The organism is Buttiauxella sp. BIGb0471 (assembly GCF_024807715.1).
Classification (GTDB): Bacteria; Pseudomonadota; Gammaproteobacteria; order Enterobacterales; family Enterobacteriaceae; genus Buttiauxella; species Buttiauxella agrestis.
Genome location: NZ_JANUEU010000002.1, coordinates 591,130 through 608,475, shown reverse-complemented (window position 1 = coordinate 608,475; position 17,346 = coordinate 591,130). Strand labels below are relative to the sequence as shown.

Below are 17,346 nucleotides of genomic sequence, written 5' to 3'. Positions count from 1 at the left end.
ATGATTTTTAACGGCAAAACTAACACAGCAGGTGAATTTGTTACAGCGCAGGGCAGATTTCCTACTGACTTTCGCCCTGGAGGTATTTAGGATAGCGGTAACTTTGGCTGTCACACGCAGCTTGCCAGAAATAACGGAGTATTCATGCGCACCATTGGGCGATTTGTTGCCGGTTTTTTTAAGTGGACCTGGCGTCTGCTTAACTTTATTCGAGAGTTTATTCTCAACCTGTTATTAGTGCTGTTGGTTCTGGTCGGCGTTGGCATCTGGATGCAGCTTAACAGCGCCCCTGCCGAACCTGCGCGGGGTGCGTTGCTGCTGGATATTACCGGTGTGGTTGTCGATAAACCTTCAGTGAGTAATAAGCTGGGTGTAATTGGCCGCCAGCTGCTGGGCGCCAGTTCTGACCGTTTACAGGAAAACTCGCTGTTTGATGTGGTCGATACCATTCGCCAGGCTAAAGATGACCGCAATATCACCGGGATTGTGCTGGACTTAAAAGAGTTCGCCGGTGGCGATCAGCCTTCGATGCAATATATCGGCAAAGCACTGCGTGAATTCCGCGACAGCGGCAAACCGGTTTACGCCGTGGGTGACAGCTATAACCAGGGGCAATATTACCTGGCAAGTTTCGCCAATAAAATCTGGCTCTCACCGCAAGGCATGGTGGATTTACACGGTTTTGCGACAAACTCCCTGTATTACAAAACGCTGCTGGATAAGCTGAAAGTCTCCACGCACATCTTCCGCGTCGGCACCTATAAGTCTGCCGTGGAGCCGTATATTCGTGACGATATGTCCCCTGCTGCGCGTGAAGCCGATAGCCGCTGGATTGGTGAGCTGTGGCAAAACTATCTCGCAACGATTGCCGCTAACCGCCAGATAACGCCTGCTCAGGTATTCCCTGGTGCGCAAGGTCTGCTTGATAGCCTGCAAAAACTCGGTGGCGATACGGCGAAATACGCACTGGATAACAAGCTGGTAGATGAACTGGCCAGCAGCGCCACCATCGATAAAGCCATGGTGAAACAGTTTGGCTGGAACAAAGAAAACAAAGATTTCAGCTACACCAGTATGTATGACTACGTAGTAAAAAAACCGGCTGATACCGGCGATGCAATTGCTGTCATCATCGCCAATGGCGCAATTATGGATGGTGAAGAAACGCCAGGCCAGGTCGGCGGTGATACCACTGCAATGCAAATTCGCGAAGCGCGTCTTGACCCTAAAGTGAAGGCAATTGTGCTGCGTGTTAACAGCCCTGGCGGCAGCGTTACGGCGTCAGAAGTGATTCGTGATGAACTGGAAGCCGCGCGTGCGGCGGGCAAACCTCTCGTGGTTTCGATGGGCGGAATGGCAGCATCAGGCGGCTACTGGATTTCAACTCCAGCCAATTATATCGTCGCCAGCCCGAACACACTGACCGGCTCGATTGGTATTTTTGGCGTGATCAATACCGTTGAAAATAGCCTTGATTCGATTGGCGTTCATACGGATGGCGTGGCAACTTCGCCATTAGCGGATGTGGCGGTGACGAAATCGTTACCACCGGAAGTTCAGCAGATGATGCAGTTGACCATCGAAAATGGCTATAAGCGCTTTGTTAACCTGGTGGCGGATTCGCGTAAGAAGACACCGGAACAAATTGATGCCATCGCACAAGGTCATGTCTGGACCGGCCAGGATGCGAAAGCGAACGGTCTGGTCGATAGCCTCGGTGATTTCGATGATGCCGTAGCGAAAGCGGCAGAACTGGCGAAGCTGAAAACCTGGCACCTGGATTTCTGGCAGGATGACCCGAGCTTTATCGATATGGTGTTCGATAGCATGAGCGGTTCCGTGCGCGCCATGTTGCCGCAAGCGTTGCAGGCATATTTGCCCGCGCCGCTTGCTGATGCTGCGTTAGCCGTTAAAGCGCAAAACGATAAGTTTGGCACCATGAATGACCCGCAAAACCGTTACGCTTTCTGCCTCACTTGTGGCGATGTGCGATAATTCATAACTTCCAGGGTGGATGAGCGTCGCGCCGTCCACCGCTTTTTAAGGCGGGTGATACTTCGTTTACCCGCCCTATATTGCTGATGTGAAACCATTCCATGCAAAAGAAATCCATCTACGTTGCCTATACCGGCGGTACTATCGGTATGCAACGATCTGAACACGGTTACATTCCCGTTTCCGGGCACCTGCAACGCCAGTTGGCGTTGATGCCAGAATTCCACCGCCAGGAAATGCCTGATTTCACCATTCATGAATATCAGCCGCTGATGGACTCCTCGGATATGACCCCCGAGGACTGGCAGCACATCGCCGATGACATCAAAGCGCATTACGACGAATACGACGGTTTCGTGATTTTGCACGGCACTGACACGATGGCATTCACCGCCTCAGCGCTGTCGTTCATGCTGGAAAATCTCAGCAAACCCGTGATTGTGACCGGCTCACAGATCCCATTAGCTGAATTGCGCTCGGACGGGCAGATTAACCTGCTTAACTCTTTATATGTGGCGGCAAATTTCCCGATTAATGAAGTCACGCTGTTCTTTAATAATCGTCTGTATCGCGGCAACCGCACCACCAAAGCGCACGCTGACGGTTTCGATGCTTTTGCCTCACCCAATTTGGCACCGTTGCTTGAAGCGGGAATTCACATTCGCCGCCTGAATACGCCACCTGCGCCGCACGGTGATGGAGAACTGATCGTTCACCCGATTACACCGCAGCCGATTGGCGTGGTAACGATTTACCCGGGCATTTCGGCAGATGTGGTCGGTAACTTCTTACGCCAGCCGGTAAAAGCGTTGATATTGCGTTCCTATGGCGTAGGCAATGCGCCACAGCACGGCGCGTTCCTCAAGGAGTTACAAGAAGCCTCTTCACGCGGCATTGTGGTGGTAAATCTCACGCAATGTATGTCCGGGAAAGTGAATATGGGGGGTTACGCCACCGGTAATGCGCTGGCTCAGGCAGGCGTTATCAGTGGCTATGATATGACGGTAGAGGCCACGCTGACTAAACTTCATTATTTGCTTAGCCAGAATCTCGACGTGCAGGCCATACGCGAAGCGATGTCGCTTAACTTACGTGGCGAACTCACTCCAGATGAGTAAGGAGAAACCATGAAACGTGCTTTGTTATTGGTTGATTTACAAAATGATTTTTGTGCCGGTGGCGCACTCGCAGTCCCGGAAGGTGATAGCACGATTGATATCGCTAACACCTTGATAAGCTACTGCAAAGCAAAGGGTGATGCCGTGGTTGCAACCCAGGACTGGCACCCCACCAATCATGGGAGTTTTGCCAGCGTTCAGCGAACCGAACCGTTTTCACAGGGGAAACTCGATGGACTTCGCCAAACCTGGTGGCCGGATCATTGCGTGCAGAACAGCGAAGGGGCAAAGCTCCATCCTTTGCTCAATACTGATGAAATAGAGGCTGTTTTTCAAAAAGGTGAAAACCCGCAGATTGATAGCTACAGCGCGTTTTTCGATAACGGGCATCGTCAGAAAACTCAGCTCGATGACTGGCTCTACCGCAATGAGATTAAGCAGCTCGTGGTGATTGGCCTGGCGACAGACTATTGTGTGAAGTTCACCGTACTCGACGCCCTGTCACTCGGTTATGAAGTCACAGTGATAACAGATGGCTGCCGCGCGGTGAATCTGCATCCTCAGGATGGTCTGCGAGCGTACCAGGATATGTCTGCCGCTGGCGCTACGCTAATGACACTGGCTGATTTTACTTACTAAATAACTTACCCGGTTCCCCAGGGCGTGAAAGCGCCCTCCTTTCTTTATTCGACTCCGCTCTCATTCTTAACTTTTATTGCTCGCACATTTCTGAGAGCGCTCTCATAATGAATTTGTTTATTAATGCAGCAACTTAGCTGCGTTTATTTTGCCTTCCGTCCCCTCTGGTTACTGAAGGCTTGCTCGTCAAAGAGGAACTACCCTATGGTCTTCACGCGGAAACTGCTGCCGTTACTGGCAGTGATACAGATCGCTTGTGCTGGTGTGGCTCAGGCAAGCTCTTACCTCTCAGTCGGTTATTTCAACGGTGGAGGCGACGTCACAGCCGGACCAGGCGGCGATATAGATAAACTCGATGTGCGCCAGATAACGCACCTCAACTATTCGTTCGGTCTGATTTATAACGATGAAAAAGACGAAACAAACCCAGTCCTGAAGGATGCGTCGAAACTGCATCAGATTTGGCTGTCACCGAAAGTGATGGCCGATCTGGAAAAGATCCCCGATCTGCGTAAACAGAACCCTTCCCTGAAAGTGCTGCTATCGGTTGGCGGATGGGGCGCGCGTGGCTTCTCAGGTGCTGCGGCGACACCAGAAAACCGTGCGATATTTATCCGCTCGGCGCAGGAAGTGATTAAACGCTACGGGCTGGATGGCATCGATCTTGACTGGGAGTATCCGGTGAATGGGGCGTGGGGTTTGGTGAATAGCCTGCCGGAGGATAAAGCGAACTTCACTGCTCTACTCAACGAACTGCGGGCCGCGTTAGGTAAAGAAAAACTCCTGACCATCGCCGTAGGCGCTAACGTGAAAAGTCCAACCGAGTGGGTGGATGTGAAAGGCATTGCGCCAGCGCTGGATTACATCAATCTGATGACCTACGACATGGCGTATGGCACGCAATATTTTAACGCCAATCTTTATGATTCAAAAACCTGGCCAACCGTGGCCGCCGCAGATAACTACAACGTTAACTTTGTCGTTGATAACTACATTAAAGCCGGTTTGAAGCCTGCACAGATGAACCTTGGAATTGGCTTCTACGGACGAATCCCTAAACGTGCAACCGAACCAGGCATTGATTGGGATAAACCCGACGCCGCCAAAAACCCGGTGACACAGCCCTATTTCGGCGATGCCGAGAAAGCCTTGTTTATGTCTATGGGCGTTGACCTGACAAAAGACAGTTATATGAAATACAACGACATTGTTAGCAAACTGCTTAACGATCCCCAAAAGCGCTTTACGGAAAACTGGGATAACGATGCGCATGTTCCGTATCTGACCATTAAGTCTGCTGAAGGCAAAGATCTGTTCGCTATTTCGTATGAGAACCCACGTTCTGTGGCAATCAAGGCGGAATACATCAAAGCGAAAGGACTAGGCGGCGCGATGTTCTGGGAGTACGGCGCGGATGACAACAATAAATTAGCGAAAGAGTTAGCCAAAGATTTAGGCATTAAAACTGAGCATTAATAAATCAGCGTGTATGGCGGGCAGCGCAATGTTGCCCGCCTTTTCAAATTCAGAGCTTCACTGTCACAATCGGTGCAGGCTCAATGCCAAACTCTGCTTTAAGTTGCTGCTTACTCTTCATCACGATATTGCCATCGGTGCCAATGGTCATATGCTGCGGGTCAGTGTTGTGGCGCGTCTGCCACATCATCACCAGTTGCAGACTGTTCTCTTTTTGGTCAGGGGTCAGCGCCACACCGTCAGGCCATTTTCCCAGCTCAACAGCGGTCACCAGACGTTGATAAACTTCCGGTGTCATTGTGTCTAACATTTCGTCCAGGTTCATCATGCGGCAAGTTCCTGTGGAATAATTTGCTGAATCGATTTTTCAACCTTCAGTTTGTTCACCGTTTTTATCATCAGTGAAGTTTAACGAGGCTGAGTTTACGCAGTAGCGCTCACCGGTAGGCTGCGGGCCGTCGGGGAATACATGCCCTAAATGCGCCTCACAGTTGCTGCAACGGATCTCAACACGTTCCATACCATGTGAAAAATCTTTGATATAGCGGATAGCGTCGTCGCTCACGGGCTCGTAGAAGCTAGGCCAGCCGCAGCCTGAGTCATATTTGGACTCTGACATAAAGAGCGGTGCATCACAGACCAGGCAATGATAGACACCATCACGTTTGTTATGCAGTAAACGCCCAGAAAACGGTGGCTCAGTGCCATGTTTCTGCGTGACATAGAACTGCATTTCAGACAGGTTTTTTTTAGATGAATCAGGAGGTAATTGATTAGCCATATGCGTACATCTCGTGCAGTGGGTGCTGTGACTGATAACAGCATGATTCTAACAAAAAATTAACAACGCCGTGCTGTTTTTTGTTCTAAACTTAGCCCTGAATTTCTGGCGCAGCGTCATTTGTGATCGCCGTCACATTCTTGTTGGAATTGATCTTTAAAATTCCTCGCATCGTCCCCATTTGGATAAAGAGCCAAAAGGGAAGCGCGAGGCGGTTCAGTCGTTCAAATGATGTCCATAGGATTGATTTGTCGCAATGATTGACACGATTCCGCTTGACGCTGAGTAAGGTTTTTGTAATTTTACAGGCAACCTTTTATTCACTAACAAATAGCTGGTGGAATATATGACTATCAAAGTAGGTATCAACGGTTTTGGCCGTATCGGCCGTATTGTTTTCCGTGCTGCTCAGGAACGTTCTGACATCGAGATCGTTGCAATCAACGACCTGTTAGACGCTGAATACATGGCTTACATGCTGAAGTACGACTCAACTCACGGTCGTTTCAACGGCACTGTAGAAGTCAAAGACGGCCACCTGGTTGTTAACGGCAAAACTATCCGTGTTACCGCAGAACGTGACCCGGCTAACCTGAAATGGAACGAAGTTAACGTTGACGTAGTTGCTGAAGCAACTGGTCTGTTCCTGACAGATGAGACCGCTCGTAAGCACATCACCGCTGGCGCGAAAAAGGTTGTTCTGACTGGTCCTTCTAAAGACAGCACTCCTATGTTCGTTCGTGGTGCTAACTTCGAAAAATATGCTGGCCAGGATATCGTTTCTAACGCATCTTGCACCACTAACTGCCTGGCTCCACTGGCTAAAGTTATCAACGACAACTTCGGTATCGTTGAAGGCCTGATGACCACTGTTCACGCAACTACCGCTACTCAGAAAACTGTTGATGGCCCGTCTCACAAAGACTGGCGCGGCGGTCGTGGCGCAGCTCAGAACATCATCCCTTCTTCTACCGGTGCTGCTAAAGCTGTAGGCGTTGTACTGCCAGAGCTGAACGGTAAAATCACTGGTATGGCGTTCCGCGTTCCAACTCCAAACGTGTCTGTTGTTGACCTGACCGTTCGTCTGGAAAAAGCTGCGACCTACGAAGAAATCAAGAAAGCAATGAAAGCGGCTTCTGAAGGCGCAATGAAAGGCGTTCTGGGTTACACCGAAGACGACGTTGTTTCTACTGACTTCAACGGCGAAATCTGTACTTCTGTGTTCGATGCTAAAGCTGGTATCGCACTGAACGACAAATTTGTGAAACTGGTTTCCTGGTACGACAACGAAACTGGCTACTCTCACAAAGTACTGGATCTGATTGCTCACATCTCCAAATAAGTTGAGATGAGTCATTAATCCTGAAGGGCGACTGTGGTCGCCCTTTTTTTTCGCCTTTGATCGATAGGTTGAACAAATGATTAATAAAATTTTTGCCCTTCCGGTTATTGAACAAATCACTCCTTCAGTGTCTCTTCGCAAGATTGACGAGCTGGAAGCTATCGTGGTTGACCATCCACAAGCTCGCGGTTCCTTTACTTTGCAAGGCGCACACCTTTTGTCGTGGAAGCCTGCTGGTGAAGAAGAAGTACTGTGGTTGAGCGACAATACGCCTTTCCAGAACGGCAAAGCTATTCGCGGTGGCGTGCCAATCTGCTGGCCATGGTTTGGCCCAGGCGCACAAGCCGATCTGCCAGCACACGGTTTTGCGCGTAATCTGCCATGGGCATTGACTGCACATAATGAAGATGAAACCGGTGTTTCACTGACTTTCGAACTGCAAAGCAGCGATGCCACTCGCAAATACTGGCCACATGACTTTACCCTGTACGCACGTTACAAGCTGGGTAAAACCTGTGAGATGGAACTGGAAGCACACGGCGAGTTTGAAGTGAACTCTGCACTGCACACTTACTTCAATGTTGGCGATATTGCTGATGTGAAAGTGAGCGGGCTGGGCAACAAATATATCGATAAAGTGCTGAATGCTTCTCTCGGCCAGTTAACCGACGGCGTGCAGACTTTCCCGGACCGTACCGACCGCGTCTATCTGGAGCCAGAAGAGTGCAGCGTAATTCATGATGCAAGCCTGAACCGCAGCATTGATGTGATTCATCATCACCACATCAACGTCGTTGGCTGGAACCCAGGCCCGGCTCTGTCTGTCTCTATGGCTGATATGCCAGACGATGGCTATAAGACTTTCGTTTGCGTCGAAACGGCATGCGCCAGTGCACCGCAAAAAGCAACGGCAGATAAACCAGCGCGTTTAGCGGCAACACTGCGTGTAGCGAAAAAAGCTTAAACCATATCTAAAGGCGTTTTGCGGCCCGGTGCCGGAAACGCCTTTTCCATCAGTTCAATCTCTTCCTGACTCAACTCAATCTCCAGCGCTGCGGCATTTTCTTTTACATGCGCCACAGTTCCCGCTTTTGGAATCGCGATAACACCATCATGGTGAATGACCCAGGCTAAGAGCAGTTGCGCAACCGTCGTGCCTTTCTGATTCGCGAGCTGGTTAAGTACCGGATGATTCATCAACCCGCTACGCAAACGCCCGGCCTGCGCTAATGGGCAATATGCCATAACCGGCATACGTTGCTGCTGACTCCACGGCAATAAGTCATATTCAATGCCGCGTGAAGCAAGATGGTAAAGCACCTGATTGGTTGCGCACTCGCGCCCGCCTGCCACATTCCACAGTTCCTGCATATCGCTGTAGTCGAGATTGGATACCCCCCAACGGCGAATTTTGCCCTGTGCCACAAGGTGTTGCATCACACTGACGGTTTCTTCAAGCGGGATATCCCCACGCCAGTGCAATAAATAGAGATCGAGATAATCGGTTTTCAACCGTTTGAGGCTATTTTCGCAGGCAGTGATGGCGCTCTGCTCTCCTGCATTCCACGGGTATACTTTCGAGACCAGGAAAACCTCATCTCGCCTGCCGCTGATGGCCTCTCCAACCACTTTCTCGGCACCACCATTGGCGTACATTTCAGCGGTGTCGATTAGCGTTAACCCGAGATCTATCCCCGCTCGCAGCGCATTCACCTCATCTGTCTGCTGCGCGGCGTTTTCACCCATGTACCAGGTTCCCTGCCCGATTGCAGGTAAAGGTTGTGAATCAGAAAAGAGAATTTGTTGTGCCATGACATCCCTCCATAACTGTTGCACCACAATAACGCAAACGGGGCGCAAGCGCCCCGCATCAATACATTAACTACACTCAAAAACTATAAGTGATACCCGTCATTAAAACACCGGTCCACTCTTTATCAACCATTGGGCTGTTCGTGACTTCATCCGCCAGGCGAATGTAGCGACCCATACCGAAGACATTCCAGTTCTCTGTCAGTTTGTAGTTAACAGATAACTCAACATACGGCGCCCAACTATCATCTGGATCATAAGAATTTAAGCCGCTGCGCGCGGATTCATTCTTGCTGACGCCATAATAGTATTCGTTCTGGTTTTCGCTGCTCCACGTAATCCCGATACCCGGCGTTAAGGTCAATCGGTCGGTAGTGTAGCGATACAACCATGCGGTATCCCACGTAATTCCATTACTGTTATCCAACGTGTCGCCTGCCAGAACCGTGCGCAGGAAACCATATTGGGTGTAATGAGCGTAAGAAAGTCCCGCCATCAGCGTCGCTTTACGGTTACTCAACTGGCGCATACTGTGAAGATCGCTGTCTTTCGCACGGAAAAAGAGCGGTGAATAGTATGCCGTGATAGACAGCTTGTCGGTCTGGTCATTCCACAGGTAATAACCCGCAGTCAGGCCACGCAGATAAAAATTATCCCCTTCATAACCCACCATCGGCACAGGATAAACACGGTCCTGATCGCCTTTGTACAAGTTCGGTGTGACCAGGGCTGCCGCCCCTAAAGACCATGGGCCGTCAGCGGCGTGAACAGCAGAAAAAGATGAGGCAATTAGCGCCCCCAATGTAAGAATTTTGAATTTGCTCACAATCCATTAAGTCCTTTAATCAAATAATCAGCGATGAGAGTGTAACCTTCCTTTCCATTCACCCCAAATTTTTTACGTTCCAGAAACCTCCGATTAACCATTCAACATCTCTCAAACAGGTTTCACTGATTTTTCAGTTTTATGAATCGCAGGTGAAACCCGCTGCTTCTCTTTACAACAAAAGGAGAAATAATTGGATGAGTTATTGATATGTCATTGAAATTGGCTTGCGGCCGTATGCAAGTTTTGCAAATGCCATCTACGCTTTATTTTAGGAAGATGAAATACGCTGAACGAGGCAATGAAAATGCCACTAATGAAGTTGGCATGAGGGTTGCTCGAGATTCAGGAGACGTCTTCCGGGGGCCTCCATTACTCATACGAACGGCTCTCTAACCTGTGCTAAAAACGAAAGGACGGCATGCCATGAATATATTCGATCACTATCGCCAGCGTTATGAAGCTGCCAAGGACGAAGAGTTCACACTGCAGGAGTTTCTTGCTGTCTGTAAGCAAGATCGCAGTGCCTATGCTAATGCGGCAGAAAGGCTATTGATGGCCATTGGTGACCCCGTAATGGTGGATACTGCCACTGAGCCACGGCTGTCCCGTCTCTTTTCGAACCGGGTGATTTCCCGTTATCCGGCTTTTGAAGAGTTCTATGGCATGGAAGAAGCCATTGAACAAATTGTTGCCTATCTCAAACATGCGGCCCAGGGCCTGGAAGAGAAGAAACAGATTCTCTATTTACTGGGGCCTGTCGGTGGCGGTAAATCCTCGCTCGCTGAACGCCTGAAAGCGTTGATGCAGCGCGTGCCTATTTACACGCTCAGTGCCAACGGTGAACGCAGCCCGGTGAATGACCACCCGCTGTGTCTTTTCAATCCGCAAGAAGATGCCTCTATTCTTGAAAAAGAGTACGGCGTCCCAACCCGCTATCTCGGCACGATTATGTCGCCGTGGGCGGCAAAACGTCTGCATGAATTTGGTGGCGACATCACCAAGTTCCGCGTGGTGAAAGTCTGGCCGTCGATTCTAGCGCAAATCGCGATTGCCAAAACTGAACCCGGTGATGAGAACAACCAGGATATCTCGGCGCTGGTCGGTAAAGTGGATATTCGCAAACTGGAAAACCATGCGCAAAACGATCCGGATGCTTACGGTTATTCCGGCGCACTGTGCCGTGCAAACCAGGGCATCATGGAATTCGTGGAGATGTTCAAAGCCCCAATTAAAGTGCTCCACCCGTTGCTGACCGCAACCCAGGAGGGGAACTATAACGGGACCGAAGGCATTTCCGCCCTGCCGTTTAACGGTATTATTCTGGCGCACTCGAACGAATCCGAATGGGTGACGTTCCGTAACAACAAAAACAATGAGGCGTTCCTTGACCGTGTTTACATCGTCAAAGTGCCTTATTGCCTGCGGATTTCCGAAGAGATCAAAATCTACGAAAAACTGCTCACCCACAGCGAATTGTTACACGCGCCATGTGCCCCGGGCACATTGGAAACGCTGTCGCGATTCTCGATTCTGTCGCGCCTGAAAGAGCCAGAAAACTCCAGCATTTACTCCAAAATGCGGGTGTACGACGGCGAAAGTCTGAAGGATACCGATCCGAAAGCGAAATCCTACCAGGAGTATCGTGATTACGCCGGTGTGGACGAAGGCATGAACGGGCTATCGACACGTTTTGCGTTCAAAATCCTCTCCCGCGTGTTCAACTTTGACCATGTGGAAGTGGCGGCAAACCCGGTGCACCTGTTCTATGTTCTGGAACAGCAAATCGAGCGCGAGCAGTTCCCGCAAGATGTGGCAGAGAAATACCTCGAGCATTTGAAAGGCTACCTGATCCCGAAATATGCTGAATTTATCGGGAAAGAGATTCAAACGGCGTATCTCGAATCTTACTCAGAGTACGGGCAAAACATTTTCGACCGTTATGTTACCTACGCTGACTTCTGGATTCAGGATCAGGAGTACCGCGACCCGGATACCGGCCAGTTGTTTGACCGTGAATCCCTGAATGCGGAACTGGAAAAAATTGAAAAACCGGCTGGCATCAGCAATCCGAAAGATTTCCGTAATGAAATCGTCAACTTCGTATTGCGTGCCCGTGCCAACAATAATGGTCGTAACCCTAACTGGACCAGCTACGAGAAGCTGCGCACGGTTATCGAGAAGAAAATGTTCTCGAATACCGAAGAGTTGCTGCCCGTTATCTCGTTCAATGCCAAAACCTCGACCGACGAGCAGAAAAAACACGATGACTTTGTCGATCGTATGATGGAGAAAGGCTACACCCGTAAACAAGTTCGCCTGCTGTGCGAATGGTATCTGCGGGTACGCAAGTCTTCATAACGTCTGAGTCAAAGATGGGGCCACACTCAGTGGCCCCCCTGCGCAGTTGGCAAAGAAGTTTGGGGGAACTATGGCCTATTTTATTGACAGGCGACTGAACGGCAAAAACAAAAGCGCGGTCAATCGCCAGCGCTTTTTGCGCCGTTATAAAGCACAGATTAAACAGTCGATTTCCGAGGCCATCAACAAGCGTTCGGTAACCGACGTGGACAGCGGTGAGTCCGTCTCTATCCCAAGTGAAGACATCAGCGAACCGATGTTTCATCAAGGGCGTGGCGGGCTGCGTCATCGTGTTCACCCAGGTAACGACCACTTTGTGCAGAATGACCGTATCGAGCGCCCACAGGGCGGCGGCGGTGGTTCAGGTGGCGGCCAGGGCCAGGCAAGTCAGGATGGTGAAGGCCAGGACGAATTCGTTTTCCAAATCTCAAAAGACGAATATCTCGACTTACTGTTTGAAGACCTGGCCTTGCCGAATCTGAAAAAGAATCAGCATCGCCAGATTACCGAGTTTAAATCACATCGCGCTGGCTACACCTCGAATGGCGTACCGGCCAATATCAGCGTAGTCCGTTCGCTACAAAACTCTCTGGCTCGTCGCACTGCGATGACCGCCGGAAAACGTCGCCAGTTGCATGAGCTGGAAGACAGTCTTGAAACCGTGAGCAACAGCGAACCCGCTCAGTTGCTTGAAGAGGAGCGCTTGCGCAAAGAGATCGCCGAACTGCGCGAGAAAATTGCCCGCGTGCCGTTTATTGACACCTTCGATTTACGCTACAAAAATTACGAAAAACGCCCGGAGCCTTCGAGCCAGGCTGTCATGTTTTGTTTAATGGACGTTTCTGGCTCGATGGATCAGGCGACCAAAGATATGGCAAAACGCTTTTACATCTTGCTCTATCTGTTCCTGAGCCGAACCTACAAGAACGTGGAGGTGGTTTATATTCGCCACCACACCCAGGCCAAAGAAGTCGATGAGCATGAGTTCTTTTACTCCCAGGAAACGGGCGGCACGATTGTCTCTAGTGCCCTGAAATTAATGGATGAAGTGGTAAAAGAACGTTATGACCCGGCGCTGTGGAATATCTACGCTGCGCAAGCGTCTGATGGTGATAACTGGGCAGATGATTCACCGCTGTGTCACGAACTACTGGCGAAAAAAATACTGCCGATGGTGCGTTATTACAGCTACATCGAAATAACCCGCCGCGCCCACCAGACACTGTGGCGCGAATATGAGGATTTGCAATCAACGTTTGATAACTTCGCGATGCAGCATATTCGCGACCAGGATGATATCTATCCTGTCTTCCGTGAGCTTTTCCAGAAACAGTCTAGCCACTCTTACAATTAGCTCTGATAACTCTGCAAAAATTAGCCTGGTAAGTAATATTACCCGGCTAATTCTTTGCACCATATATCAAACATCCTTTCTTGCCTGTGATAAAATTCGCCATAAATCATCATGGACTCTTGCTCGAGTTTTATTATCATGACCTTAAAGCACAAGATGCTACGCGGTTTAATTTCTCTTGGCGTTATTGCCTTCACTTCAACATTTTTTATCTTCGAAATGATGAATAGCTACCGCTCAATGAATGCCTACATGCATTATATTATTGAGAAAGCCGAATCCACATTACTCTATGATAAATATCAAAATCAAAGCATTGCCAGTTTCTTAACGCGCAGTTTTAGCGCGCCAAAGCCGCCCGTAAGTGAGCAGAAAAATATCTGCACCAATGTTGAAAACCATGGTTCCTCCAACGGTATTTATCCCCCTCAACAACTCCATTCCCTGTTGCTGGGAACCCTTATCACCCTTGATTCGGACTGCTCTGGCTGGACTCAGGATATCCCTCAACTCGCCGTGTTCGATAAAGCCATCGAATCAGAAGATATTCAAAATCGCAATGATAAAAAAACCACGTTTGATGTCGACCGATTTACATATTATGTAGATCTAAAATATAAATACATCTACACCACCTCAGATATTGATCTGGCTAATTTTAACCTGAGCAACCAGGACTTCCAGAAATATGATAAAATAAAGATGGATGCTACTGTCCTTAGCGGTTTTGAATCTATTAAAAAAACCACACCTGAGATTCAACATGATACTTTCAATAATAAAAAAATCATGAGCATTATGTCTCCTGTTTATGTGGCTGGAGAATTAAAAGGGATTGTCGTAACTGAATACACCCTTAGCAATCTAAAAGATATTTTCTATCCTTATGACCGTCCACTGGTTTCCCGCAACCTGGATATCACTATTTTGGATACCAAAACCAACGATGAAATAATTGTCTTGCGTAGTAAGAAATCTATTTTCAATTATGTGAATTACTCGCATAACGTGGAGTCAAGGTTGCAAATTCTGCTTTCCCTCGATGTGCTCTATTTTATTCTCTCGCTATGGAAAATCATTCTATTTTATATATTTTCTACCGCAGTATTATTGCATTTAGTTCGTATGCATTTCCGACACTATCATGACGTTAGCCGTGAAAACATCAGCGATACGATGACGGGTTTATACAACCGAAAAATTCTTACAGGCGTACTCGAATCTCGTCTGCAACGTATCATGGCAGTAAACTCTGCCGTCACTTTCATCGCGCTAGATTGTGACAAGCTAAAAATGCTCAATGACACCTGGGGGCATAAAGAAGGCGATAGAGCAATCATTACACTGGCTAATGCAATTAAAGATGCCGTGAGGGTGAGTGATTATCCTGTTCGCTTAGGCGGGGATGAGTTCCTGATTATCTTGCTGGATTTTTCCCTCGCAGAGAGCCAAAAGCTCATTGAGCGTATAGAAGACCATATCAGAAAACATGATGATACTGGTCGTATCCACTTCTCCTGGGGAGCTGTAGCAATGAAACCCGGAGACACTCTTGATGATATGTATAAAGCCGCTGATGCTGCGCTATACATCAATAAAGCCGGAAAACATTGCTAGCAACATACCTTGCGAACAGCTCGTTTGGCCTGAGGTTATTTATTCCTGCCAGCGAGCTGCGGATGCGCGGATATCAATATGCGTGTAATTCTCGCTACGCCCAATCCCATATTGTTGACGATACCTGGTTTCCAGATAATCAGAAACTCTATTAGCTGGGATATTATTCACAGTAATATCTGCGGCAGTACCCAATAAATGTTGGCTCGCATATATGTCCCCGCATTCCTTACTATATTGCGTACAACAACAACCTTTCTGTATGACAACTGACTGTTCAAAATGCTGCTGTACGGCGTCCAAAAGTTCGACTAATTCTCTGCTCACGTCAGCAAAGCCACAGCCACAGGGGCAAGAAAAGTCATGCCGGTTAAAATACGGGGAAATTGACTTCACGCTAATCTTTCGTTCCTGATTAAAAAATAGGGTTAATGACCTGAGATGAATCTATAATTATTTAAGAGGAGAAGTTAAAACCCTCCAGCTAATTTGAGGAAAGATACGAGGTAATACCCTTACTATTCAAATAGTTTTTACAGATCAAAAAAGCCTTATTGATCGTTAAAATCAATTTTATGTTTAATTATTATCATGCAACTGCACGAAAAATCTGGCTAACGTTTAAAAAAGCTGACGACCAGACATTCCTGCGCGTAAAGTAGGTGTTAACAATAAAAAAGCCTCAACTTTATTTTTCGCAAGGAATGAAAATGATCTTCGACTCAACCCTCTTAATACTTCTGGCACTGGCTGGACTAGGTTTTGTCAGCCATAACACCACCGTTGCGGTATCCATTCTGGTACTCATCATTGTGCGTGTCACGCCGCTGAGCCAGTTCTTTCCGTGGATTGAAAAACAAGGTTTAACGGTCGGGATAATCATTCTGACCATTGGCGTGATGGCTCCCATCGCCAGCGGAACATTACCCGCCAGCACTCTGCTTCACTCCTTTACCAACTGGAAATCACTGGTTGCCATCGTCGTAGGGGTTTTTGTTTCTTGGCTTGGCGGGCGCGGTGTGACATTAATGAGCAGCCAGCCAAGTTTGGTGGCCGGTTTGCTGGTGGGAACGGTTTTAGGTGTAGCCTTATTTCGCGGTGTACCTGTCGGACCACTTATTGCCGCCGGACTTGTCTCGTTAATTGTCGGAAAAACCTAAGGCTCAAGCGATGCCAGATAACGTCCCGGCGTATTGCCGAGTGCTTTTTTAAACATCGTTATAAAAGCATTGGTTGAGTCATATCCCAGTTCACTCGCAATTTGTTGGACTGATACTCCGCCAATCAGCAACTGCAAGGCGATGATTAACTGCAACTGCTGACGCCAGCGCCGGAAACTCAACCCTGTTTCTTTTACCACCAGGCGGGCGAGATTGCGCTCGCTCATCGCCAGTTGCGAAGCCCATTTTTCGAGAGTTAAACGTTGCTGTGGATGTTGCACCAGTTGGTCGGCAATAAAACGAATTTTCGGGTGTCGTGACATAGGTAAATGCAGCTGTTCAACCGCCTGGCGCGGCAGTTCGTCGAATAATACCTGAACCAACCTTTGCGTCTCGGGCTGAGATAAATCCCCTTCGTTTTTCTCGGTGAGATGCACTATAAGCTCACGAACCAGCGGTGAAATTCTTAGCGTGCAGCATTGCGCAGGCATCTCTACCGCGCCCGGTTCGATAAACAGAAAGCACAGCCGTGCATTAGCGGTGGCTCGGTTGCTGTGTGGCATTTCCCCTGGTATCCAGACGGCATGCTGAGTTGGCACCATCCACAATGCGGGTTCAACTTCACAGGTGATCCCGCCGTGCAGCGCAAGAATCAATTGGCCTTTGCGATGCTGGTGGAAAGGAATTTCGTTTTCGCTTTCCGATACCAGAATGCGAAATGCCTGAGCTGGCTGACAATTACTGTCGGGATTGAACCCTTCCAGGGCTAAGCCACGTTCCATTAAGTTGTCCGGTTTTAGGGATAATCTGTCATTTTACGTTGATTTCATCCATACCCAAAGCGTGTATCTTGAGCGCATCGTTT

The 17,346-nt window shown here is 48.7% G+C and carries 16 protein-coding genes; 10 read left to right on the top strand and 6 right to left on the bottom strand.

Annotation, left to right across the window (positions count from 1 at the left end; all coding sequences use genetic code 11):
• The first annotated feature begins 144 nt into the window (after positions 1-144).
• The 4 genes from sppA to M2371_RS09375 all read left to right on the top strand — a co-directional run bounded on the left by sppA (position 145) and on the right by M2371_RS09375 (position 5,228).
• Positions 145-1,995: a signal peptide peptidase SppA gene (gene sppA, locus M2371_RS09390; protein WP_259267523.1), complete on the top strand. Its 1,851-nt coding sequence runs from the start codon at positions 145-147 to the stop codon at positions 1,993-1,995.
• A gap of 101 nt (positions 1,996-2,096) precedes the next feature.
• Positions 2,097-3,113: an asparaginase gene (ansA, locus tag M2371_RS09385; protein WP_115629352.1), complete on the top strand. Its 1,017-nt coding sequence runs from the start codon at positions 2,097-2,099 to the stop codon at positions 3,111-3,113.
• A gap of 9 nt (positions 3,114-3,122) precedes the next feature.
• The gene (gene pncA / locus M2371_RS09380) at positions 3,123-3,752 is read left to right on the top strand and encodes a bifunctional nicotinamidase/pyrazinamidase (protein WP_172894749.1); all 630 of its coding nucleotides are present in this window, start codon (positions 3,123-3,125) and stop codon (positions 3,750-3,752) included.
• Positions 3,753-3,956: 204 nt separating this feature from the next.
• Entirely contained in the window at positions 3,957-5,228 is a 1,272-nt protein-coding gene (locus M2371_RS09375; RefSeq protein WP_259267522.1) for a glycoside hydrolase family 18 protein, read from the top strand.
• Positions 5,229-5,277: 49 nt separating this feature from the next.
• On the opposite strand, the gene M2371_RS09370 is transcribed toward M2371_RS09375, so the two are convergent.
• A complete protein-coding gene (locus tag M2371_RS09370; protein WP_034494924.1) occupies positions 5,278-5,553 on the bottom strand; it encodes a YeaC family protein in 276 nt (91 codons plus the stop codon).
• A 42-nt stretch (positions 5,554-5,595) separates the two neighbouring features.
• The gene (msrB, locus tag M2371_RS09365) at positions 5,596-6,009 is read right to left on the bottom strand and encodes a peptide-methionine (R)-S-oxide reductase MsrB (protein WP_034494723.1); all 414 of its coding nucleotides are present in this window, start codon (positions 6,007-6,009) and stop codon (positions 5,596-5,598) included.
• 346 nt (positions 6,010-6,355) lie between these two features.
• On the opposite strand from msrB, the gene gapA reads away from it, so the two are divergent.
• Both gapA and M2371_RS09355 read left to right on the top strand, forming a co-directional pair.
• Positions 6,356-7,351 (top strand): glyceraldehyde-3-phosphate dehydrogenase, encoded by a 996-nt coding sequence (gene gapA, locus M2371_RS09360; protein WP_064547648.1) that lies wholly within the window; start codon positions 6,356-6,358, stop codon positions 7,349-7,351.
• Between the two features lie 76 nt (positions 7,352-7,427).
• The gene (locus M2371_RS09355; RefSeq protein ID WP_259267521.1) at positions 7,428-8,315 is read left to right on the top strand and encodes a D-hexose-6-phosphate mutarotase; all 888 of its coding nucleotides are present in this window, start codon (positions 7,428-7,430) and stop codon (positions 8,313-8,315) included.
• Here the strand turns inward: M2371_RS09355 and M2371_RS09350 are convergent.
• Positions 8,312-9,163, bottom strand: coding sequence for an aldo/keto reductase (locus M2371_RS09350; protein ID WP_259267520.1), 852 nt, complete (start codon positions 9,161-9,163; stop codon positions 8,312-8,314). The two genes, M2371_RS09355 and M2371_RS09350, sit on opposite strands and share 4 nt — an antisense overlap.
• 76 nt (positions 9,164-9,239) lie before the next feature.
• Positions 9,240-9,989: a MipA/OmpV family protein gene (locus M2371_RS09345; protein WP_259267519.1), complete on the bottom strand. Its 750-nt coding sequence runs from the start codon at positions 9,987-9,989 to the stop codon at positions 9,240-9,242.
• Positions 9,990-10,415: 426 nt separating this feature from the next.
• On the opposite strand from M2371_RS09345, the gene yeaG reads away from it, so the two are divergent.
• The 3 genes from yeaG to dgcJ all read left to right on the top strand — a co-directional run bounded on the left by yeaG (position 10,416) and on the right by dgcJ (position 15,321).
• A complete protein-coding gene (yeaG, locus tag M2371_RS09340; RefSeq protein ID WP_034494715.1) occupies positions 10,416-12,350 on the top strand; it encodes a protein kinase YeaG in 1,935 nt (644 codons plus the stop codon).
• Positions 12,351-12,420: 70 nt separating this feature from the next.
• Positions 12,421-13,704 carry a YeaH/YhbH family protein gene (locus M2371_RS09335; protein ID WP_172894760.1) on the top strand — a complete coding sequence of 428 codons (1,284 nt, stop codon included), beginning with the start codon at positions 12,421-12,423 and terminating at the stop codon, positions 13,702-13,704.
• Positions 13,705-13,842: 138 nt separating this feature from the next.
• Positions 13,843-15,321 carry a diguanylate cyclase DgcJ gene (dgcJ, locus tag M2371_RS09330; RefSeq protein WP_259267518.1) on the top strand — a complete coding sequence of 493 codons (1,479 nt, stop codon included), beginning with the start codon at positions 13,843-13,845 and terminating at the stop codon, positions 15,319-15,321.
• 39 nt (positions 15,322-15,360) lie between these two features.
• Here dgcJ and M2371_RS09325 read toward each other — a convergent pair whose 3' ends face one another.
• A complete protein-coding gene (locus M2371_RS09325) occupies positions 15,361-15,717 on the bottom strand; it encodes a D-Ala-D-Ala carboxypeptidase family metallohydrolase (RefSeq protein WP_172894774.1) in 357 nt (118 codons plus the stop codon).
• Between the two features lie 317 nt (positions 15,718-16,034).
• Here M2371_RS09325 and M2371_RS09320 point away from each other — a divergent pair, with 317 nt between their 5' ends.
• Positions 16,035-16,481, top strand: coding sequence for a DUF441 domain-containing protein (locus M2371_RS09320; RefSeq protein ID WP_172896139.1), 447 nt, complete (start codon positions 16,035-16,037; stop codon positions 16,479-16,481).
• On the opposite strand, the gene M2371_RS09315 is transcribed toward M2371_RS09320, so the two are convergent.
• Positions 16,478-17,263, bottom strand: coding sequence for a helix-turn-helix transcriptional regulator (locus M2371_RS09315; protein ID WP_259267517.1), 786 nt, complete (start codon positions 17,261-17,263; stop codon positions 16,478-16,480). The two genes, M2371_RS09320 and M2371_RS09315, sit on opposite strands and share 4 nt — an antisense overlap.
• Positions 17,264-17,346: the final 83 nt, after the last annotated feature.